The sequence below is a fragment of the Micromonospora sicca genome, from assembly GCF_003172935.1.
Lineage (GTDB): Bacteria > Actinomycetota > Actinomycetes > Mycobacteriales > Micromonosporaceae > Micromonospora > Micromonospora sicca.
On record NZ_QGKS01000212.1, the window covers coordinates 26235 to 33088 of the forward strand.

5 protein-coding genes, 1 pseudogene and 1 riboswitch are annotated in these 6854 nt (G+C 68.6%); of the genes and pseudogenes, 5 read left to right on the forward strand and 1 reads right to left on the reverse strand.

Annotation, left to right across the window (positions count from 1 at the left end; genetic code table 11):
• The first annotated feature begins 157 nt into the window (after positions 1-157).
• A complete protein-coding gene (locus DKT69_RS14270) occupies positions 158-1174 on the forward strand; it encodes a C40 family peptidase (RefSeq protein WP_236647914.1) in 1017 nt (338 codons plus the stop codon).
• Between the two features lie 64 nt (positions 1175-1238).
• Here the strand turns inward: DKT69_RS14270 and DKT69_RS14275 are convergent, their stop codons facing one another.
• A complete protein-coding gene (locus DKT69_RS14275) occupies positions 1239-3275 on the reverse strand; it encodes an N-acetylmuramoyl-L-alanine amidase (RefSeq protein WP_109802047.1) in 2037 nt (678 codons plus the stop codon).
• A gap of 231 nt (positions 3276-3506) precedes the next feature.
• Positions 3507-3642, forward strand: a riboswitch (cyclic di-AMP (ydaO/yuaA leader).
• Positions 3643-3703: 61 nt separating this feature from the next.
• Here DKT69_RS14275 and DKT69_RS14280 point away from each other — a divergent pair.
• The 4 genes and pseudogenes from DKT69_RS14280 to DKT69_RS39765 all read left to right on the forward strand — a co-directional run.
• Positions 3704-4690, forward strand: coding sequence for a C40 family peptidase (locus DKT69_RS14280; RefSeq protein WP_236647915.1), 987 nt, complete (start codon positions 3704-3706; stop codon positions 4688-4690).
• 563 nt (positions 4691-5253) lie between these two features.
• Complete coding sequence (locus tag DKT69_RS14285; RefSeq protein WP_109802049.1) at positions 5254-5598, forward strand: hypothetical protein; 345 nt, start codon at positions 5254-5256, stop codon at positions 5596-5598.
• Between the two features lie 320 nt (positions 5599-5918).
• Positions 5919-6311, forward strand: coding sequence for a hypothetical protein (locus DKT69_RS14290; protein WP_109802050.1), 393 nt, complete (start codon positions 5919-5921; stop codon positions 6309-6311).
• 215 nt (positions 6312-6526) lie between these two features.
• Positions 6527-6721 (forward strand): annotated as a pseudogene (locus DKT69_RS39765) (hypothetical protein); the annotation flags it as partial.
• Positions 6722-6854: the final 133 nt, after the last annotated feature.

Sequence of the window (6854 nt, forward strand, 5' to 3'; positions counted from 1 at the left end):
CCCTTGGTGTGCAAGCGGTTGCGCAAACGTGATTGAACAAATGGCCGCCTTGATATCACCCCGGGGCTTCCCTAATGTGGGGCACCGACCGCTGTGGGTCGTCTGCCTCGATCTTCCCCCTCACGAGGCGCCCGGCGGTCGGTTGCAAAAGGAGTCGGTGCCGGTGGCAACCATGCCCCCTCATCGTCACGCCCGGAGTCAGCCGCCCGTCCGACCGGTCGGCGCCCGCCGGGTCGTACACCGTCTGCTCACCCTGGTCGCGGCCGTCGCCGTCGGTGCCGGACTCGTCGCCGCGCCGGCGCACGCCGCGCCGTCGGTGGACGAGATCGAGGCGCAGATCGACAAGCAGTGGGAGCAACTGGAGCCCACCATCGAGGGCTACAACAAGATCCGCGCCCAGCTGAAGGTCAACCAGAAGAAGTCGGCGAACCTGCAGAAGAAGATGGCGCCGCTGGAGCTGGAGTCCACGCTCGCCATGAACCGGGTCGGCGAACTGGCCTCCCGCTACTACATGCAGGGCCCCTCCCAGGAGGTCGGCGCCCTGCTGGTCGACGCCAAGCCGGGGACGCTCGCCGAGCAGCTCACCATCCTCGACCGGCTCGCCACGCAGGAGCGCAAGCAGATCGCCGGCGTGCTCGCCATCCGCGACAAGTACAAGGCGCAGAAGGCGAAGCTGGACGCGCTGATCGCCACCCAGGTCAAGCAGCGCGACGAGCTGGCGGCGAAGAAGAAGCAGATCGACGCCGAGATCAAGCGCCTCACCGCCGCGCTGCCCAAGACCACGGTGAAGGTCACCGGTTGCCCGACCATCAACGGTGTGGTCAGCAGCGCCGCGCAGACCGCCATCCGGGTCGCCTGCCAGCAGGTCGGTGACCCGTACGTCTGGGGCGCCACCGGCCCGAACTCGTTCGACTGCTCCGGTCTGACCCAGTACGCCTACAAGGCGGCGGGCATATCCCTGACCCACTTCACCGGCGCCCAGTGGAGCGAGGGCCGGGCGGTCTCCCGTTCCGACGCCCGCCCCGGTGACCTGGTGTTCTTCTACAGCGACCTGCACCACGTCGGCCTGTACCTCGGCAACGGCCTGATGGTGCACGCGCCACGGACCGGCAAGCCGGTCCAGGTGAGCCAGGTCAACTACATGCCGGTGGCCGGCTACCGCCGAGTCACCTGATCCGATCCGACGACGAAGGCCCCCGGTCGAGCTGACCGGGGGCCTTCGTCGTCGGATGCGGTGGCTACTGCGGCGCGCCCACTGCGGCCGGCAGGATCAGCACGTCGTCCAGGTTCGCGAACATCACCCGGTGGCCGAACTGGATCTGCACGTACTGGTTCTCGCCCCGGACCACCGTCCGGTCGCCGGGGGCGGAGCCGTCGAACGAGACCGCCCGGTAGTACTCGCCCGGGAGGACGCCGCCGAGCGCGTACCGCTGGCCCGCCGCGAAGGTGTACTGCAGCGGCGAGATGCCCTGGTACGGGATGGTGGCCGGGTAGGCGGCCCGCTCGGGGTAGGCCCGCCCGTACACCGGGATCGTGGTCATGCCCGGCTTGGGCGTCACCACGAAGCCCTGCGCCCACTTCGCGGTGGGCGCGGCGGACGGGTTGAAGAACCAGGCCTTCTGGCCGAGGTACCAGATCGCGGTCCAGTCACCCTGGACGTCCGCGAGGGCGTACGTCTGGCCGGCCGAGGCTCGGGCGCCGTGGTCGGAGATGTACATGGTGTCCGGGGTGCCGTTCGGCCGCAGGCCACGGTCGTTGACCAGCGGGGCGAGCTCGCTCGGCCCGGTGCGCAGCACGACCGAGGAGGAGCCGCGCAGCGGGCACGGCGCGGCGGGCGGCGTCGGCTTCGGCACGCCCGGCGGCTGCTGGTTGCAGCCGATGAACGCCGGCTGGTTGCTGGCGTAGTCCGGGTCGATGGTGACCAGGCCGGTGTGCGGGGTGCCGGTGCCCTGGAACGGCGCCTTCATCAGGTCGAAGTAGTGCGACCAGTCCCAGTACGGTCCCGGGTCCCAGTGCATGCCGGCCACGGTCCCGGCGGTGGTGCCGGGGACGTTGTCGTGGCCGAGGATGTGCTGCCGGTCCAGCGGGATCTGGAACCGCAGCGCCAGGTGCCGGACCAGCTTGGCCGAGGTCCGGTACATCGCCTCGGTGTACCAGGTGCCGTGGCCGGCGAAGCCCTCGTGCTCGATGCCGATGGACTTGGCGTTGACGTACCAGTTGCCGGCGTGCCAGCCGACGTCCTTCGCCTTGATGTGCTGGGCGACGTAGCCGTCCACCGAGCGCAGCGTGTAGTGCCAGCCCAGGTAGGTCTTGTCCTTGACCAGGTTCACGCTCGGGCCGAAGTAGCCCTCGGTGTCGTGGATGACGATGTACTCGATCTTCTGCTGCGCCGGCCGGTTGCCGAGGTCGTGGTTGCCGTAGGTCACCTCGCCGGTCTTCGGGACGACGTACTCCGCGTACGGCGCGGGGATCCACTCGCAGGCGAGGCGGACCGGGCACTCCAGGCCGTCCGGGCGCTCCGCGCGGCGCAGCCCGAGCCGGTGCAGCCCGGACTCGTCGGGGGTCACCTGGCGCGCGGTGAGGGTCACCCGCTGGCCGTCGTCGGTGGTCCGGCTGGCCCCGATGCTGATCTGGTCGTACACCTCGTCGGCGAAGGCCGCCGCCGCGTCCTCGGTGTCCGCGCCGGAGTACCGGGCCACCGCGCCGTACCAGGCCGCCGGGTCGCTGTCGGCGCCGACCGGCGCGGCCAGTTCCTTCTGGTACGACGCGAGCAGCGCCGCCCCGCCGCGGATGTTGGCGGTGGCGTCGGTGCGCAGCGTCTCCTCGGCCACGCCGGTGAGCGCGGCGGCGGCGTCGAGGGTCTGCAGGGACGCCTGCGGCAGGTCGTCGCCGGTCGCCTCGGCGGCGGCCGACGTGTCGACCACCAGCGGCCGGGCGTCGTCGCCCCGGGGGTCCTCGTTCTCGTCGACGTGTGAGCTGCCGGGGGTCGAGGCGACCTGTTCGGCGTCGGTCAGGTGCATCGGCCCGTAGCCGCCGCTGGTGCTCGGCTGGCCGGGGTGGGTGTCCCAGCGGGACTCCAGGTACGACACGCCGAGCAGGACGCTCTCCGGCACGCCGTACTCGGCCGCCGCGGCGGCGTACTGCTGCTGGCGGTCGGCGGACCCGGCGGCCAGGGGCTCGGCGGCGACGGGTCCGGTGCTGAGAAGGGCGGTCGCCGCAGCCACGGCGGTGGCGAGCAGAACTCGTCTGCTCGGCGGCAAGGGTGGACGGAGCATCGAACCTCCAGGTCGGGCGGAAGTCACTGCGTGCTCACCCTCACCCCACCCATGGCGTTGGGTCAATACCTTTCCCCACAGTGATGTTGAGTGAAGGAAACCTTCACCAGCGCGGCCCATGCGAATTCGGGTACGGAGTGTCACGGCGCCCCGGGTTGCGGATTGATAACGGCGCTCTCTACTCTGGTCAATCGTCGACCGGAATGTGCATCGCCCAACCCGGGTGGTGACGGTCCGACACCGCCGAGTCGCCTCCGGGCGAGCCGGGGACCCAGTTACCTGGGGTGAATCCGCAGCACTGCGGTAGGGCGGCTCCCTTCCCGTCCGAACCCGTCAGCTAACCCGGTAGGCGGCCAGCGAAGAAGGAGTCAGGAAGCCCGGTGGCACACCATGCCCCGCGGCGACCGTCGGTCCGGTCGAACGACCGGATGACGGCTGCGCCGCGTCCACACTGGTCCCGCTTCACCACCGCCCTCGCCGCCCTGGCCGGTACCGCCGTCATCCTGACCGGCGGCGCCACGGCGGCCCACGCCGACCCGTCGGTCGCCGAGATCGAGCGCCAGATCGACCAGGACTGGAACAAGCTCGAACCGATCATCGAGCAGCACAACGCCACCCGTCAGGACCTCGCCGCCAAGCGGAAGCAGGCCGAGGCCCTGGCCAAGCAGATCGCCCCGTTGCAGCTCCAGGTCGACCTCGCCATGGGTCAGGTCGGCGGCCTCGCCGCCGACGCGTACAAGGGCGACAACCTGTCGACGGTGAACGCGCTACTGGGCAGCCGGTCGCCGAGCGACGTGGTCACGAGCCTCGAACTGCTCGACCGCTTCGCCCACCGCCAGCAGCAGCAGGTACGCAACGTCGTCGAACTCCGCGACGAGCTGGCCGCCAAGAAGAAGCCGCTCGACGAGATGGTCGCCCAGCTGACCCGGACCGAGGCCCAGCTCGCGACGAAGAAGAAGCAGATCAACGCCGAGATCGCCAAGCTGGACAAGCTCCGCCTCAAGATCTACGGCAGCGGTGGCGGCGGCCCGCTGCGGCCCGCGCCCTGCCCGTCCGGCTACCCGGGCGGCCCCGCCGGGGTCGCGGTCAAGTTCGCCTGCGCCCAGATCGGCAAGATCTACGTCTGGGGCGCCGCCGGCCCGGACCACTTCGACTGCTCCGGCCTGACCATGGCCGCCTGGGCCAAGGCCGGCGTCTCGCTGCCGCACAACGCCCGGCAGCAGCACGACGTCACCCGCCGGGTCAGCCGGAGCGAGCTACGCGCCGGTGACCTGGTCTTCTACTACAGCGACCTGCACCACGTCGGCATGTACGTCGGCGGCGGCTGGGTGGTGCACGCCTCCCAGTCCGGCAAGCCGATCACGATGAAACGCGTCGACGACGGCCAGATCAACAGCTACGGCCGACCGGGCTGATCCACCGGAAGGGGCTCCCGCGTGGCGGGGGCCTCTTCCGCGGTCAGCGGGTCGGCCAGATGCGCCAGAGATGCCATGCGGGCTTGGCTCTCACTGGTGGCGATGGTCGTCGTGCCTCTCACCTGCGGCGGGAGTGGTGAAGCGTGGGGGACATCGGTGGCCGGTCGCGAACCTGTGACGGCCTGGAGACGGCCTGGCGGTCGCGGAAACCGAACGCCACGCCTGCTCCGCTGACCGGAATCGAAGCGCACTGTCAGCTTGGGAATCTCACAAGATCGGCTCGGAGCGTGGCGGTACGCCTGTTCGACGCGCTCTCAAGTGGCCTGGTGTGGCCCCCGGTGACACCATGTTGTGGCCCGCGGATGGCCCGGCGGGTCCTCTGATCCGTAGGAGCGAGCTGGGCGGGCTCCTTCCCCGCCTGCCTCCTCGCCGGGTCAGCGCCGGCGTTCCCGGCCAAGCGCAGAGTTGCGCTTCGCTGGGGTCAAGCTGGGGTCAGCCGACCTGTTCAGATCAACGTCGGAGGGCCCTGCTCGCTGGCCCCTCGGATTACGAATAATCGAGGCATGATCGCGCGCCCGTCAGGCTGGTGCCTGCTGAAGGTGGAAGCCGTAGAGTTGATCGAGGACGATTTCCCGGGGCGGGTTCCGGTGCACCTGGTCGACGCTACGCACGTGCCCAGGACCTTCGAAGACAAGATCCCGATCTTCTTCCTTGGAGACGAGCCTACGTCGGCCACGCGCTTCCCGGTGCCGGCGCATATCCGCTGCCAGGTGCTCCGAACCGAGCGGCACGCCGATGGGCGAGAAGTGCTGGTCGTCTCGACTGCCGTCGACGGCGTGGAGACCGTTGACGGGCTCCATGAGTTTCGAGTGCGCCCTGATCAGGTCGAGCAGCCCACGGCCGACTAGCTACGGCCGTAGCGCACAGTCTGGACGCCGAACCTTCAGTTTGGAAGGACGAAGATCATCGCCAGCAAGCACCTGGTGGGCCAGGTCAAGGCAAAGAGTGTGTGACCGCTCGTGCCCCCTGGTGACCCGTCCGGTGAACCGACTACTGGCACGTGGGTTGGCACGGCGACCTACGCGCCCACCGCTGCCTTGCAAAGATCAAGACTGGTGTCGGCCGTGGTCGATGGCTGCCGTTGACCTGCTCGTCCCGTCGTCTCGCGTCGGCCTGTGACCGGGTCAGTCGGCCGGCTTAGCTGTACGGATGGCTGTACGGTTTCGGGATGGAGCGCGCGCAATTGATCTCCCTGCTCACCGATCGGGATGGGGCGTTCGAGGCATGCCGTGGGGCAGTCGAGCGCGGTGCGTCCTTCGACGTATTCGATGGTTCGCTGCCGGCGAGCCACTTCGCGGAGATCTATCGGGGTCGGCAGATACACACCCGGGAGAGGGGCATTCCGACTCTTGGCTTCGCTGAAGCCGTCGAAGTACTGTATGCCCTTCGTGAACAGCCGTTACGAGTCGGACGCGTCAGACTGAGCGATCCGCCGTACTACTTCCAACTGTTCTTGTCAGCCGACGAGTCTGCCGTTGTTGCCTGCATTGGGGTCGATCAACAGCACCAACAAGCTCAGCGCGCTCGACAGGCCACGTCGGAGAATCTCCACGAAGGCTAGCCAGACGCCCGCTGGGCACTTCGTCCCGGCGGAGCCTGCGCCGCTGCCGACGTCATGTGAAACCGCCAGTTTGGAAGGACGAAGATCTGGCCGACATGGCGCTGGTGGGCCAGGTCAAAGCAGGGCGCGCGTGACCGTTGGTGCCCCCTGGTGACCGTCCGTGGTACTGGTTACTGGCACGTGGATGGCACAAGCAACTGAGGAATGATGAGACGGTGATCTCACTGGAATCTGCCCGACAGATCGCCGAACAGTTCCTGGATGCCGAGGTCAGAGGACGTTTTAGTTATCCGGTGGTCATCGTGAACTACGCCGCCGAGGACCTCAACGACGTGTACGTCTTTCCCTACGACGGGAAGGCGTACGTCGAAGCCGATGACTTGCATCAGGCGATGGCCGGTAATGCCCCACTCGTGGTACGTATTCAGCTTGAGAGAGCGGCGGGCATCCACGGGCCGGTGGTGAACAGCTGTTTGAGCACGTCGAGTGCGTCCTGGCCGTGTTTGGCGGCGGTGGATAGGTAGGAGCGGACGGCGGCGAAGT

What these genes read in the sequence shown, in the direction of transcription:
- DKT69_RS14275 (WP_109802047.1), bottom strand. Translation starts at nt 3,275, where the DNA reads ATGCTCCGTCCACCCTTGCCGCCGAGCAGACGAGTTCTGCTCGCCACC.
- DKT69_RS14280 (WP_236647915.1), top strand. Translation starts at nt 3,704, where the DNA reads ATGACGGCTGCGCCGCGTCCACACTGGTCCCGCTTCACCACCGCCCTC.
- DKT69_RS14285 (WP_109802049.1), top strand. Translation starts at nt 5,254, where the DNA reads ATGATCGCGCGCCCGTCAGGCTGGTGCCTGCTGAAGGTGGAAGCCGTA.
- DKT69_RS14290 (WP_109802050.1), top strand. Translation starts at nt 5,919, where the DNA reads ATGGAGCGCGCGCAATTGATCTCCCTGCTCACCGATCGGGATGGGGCG.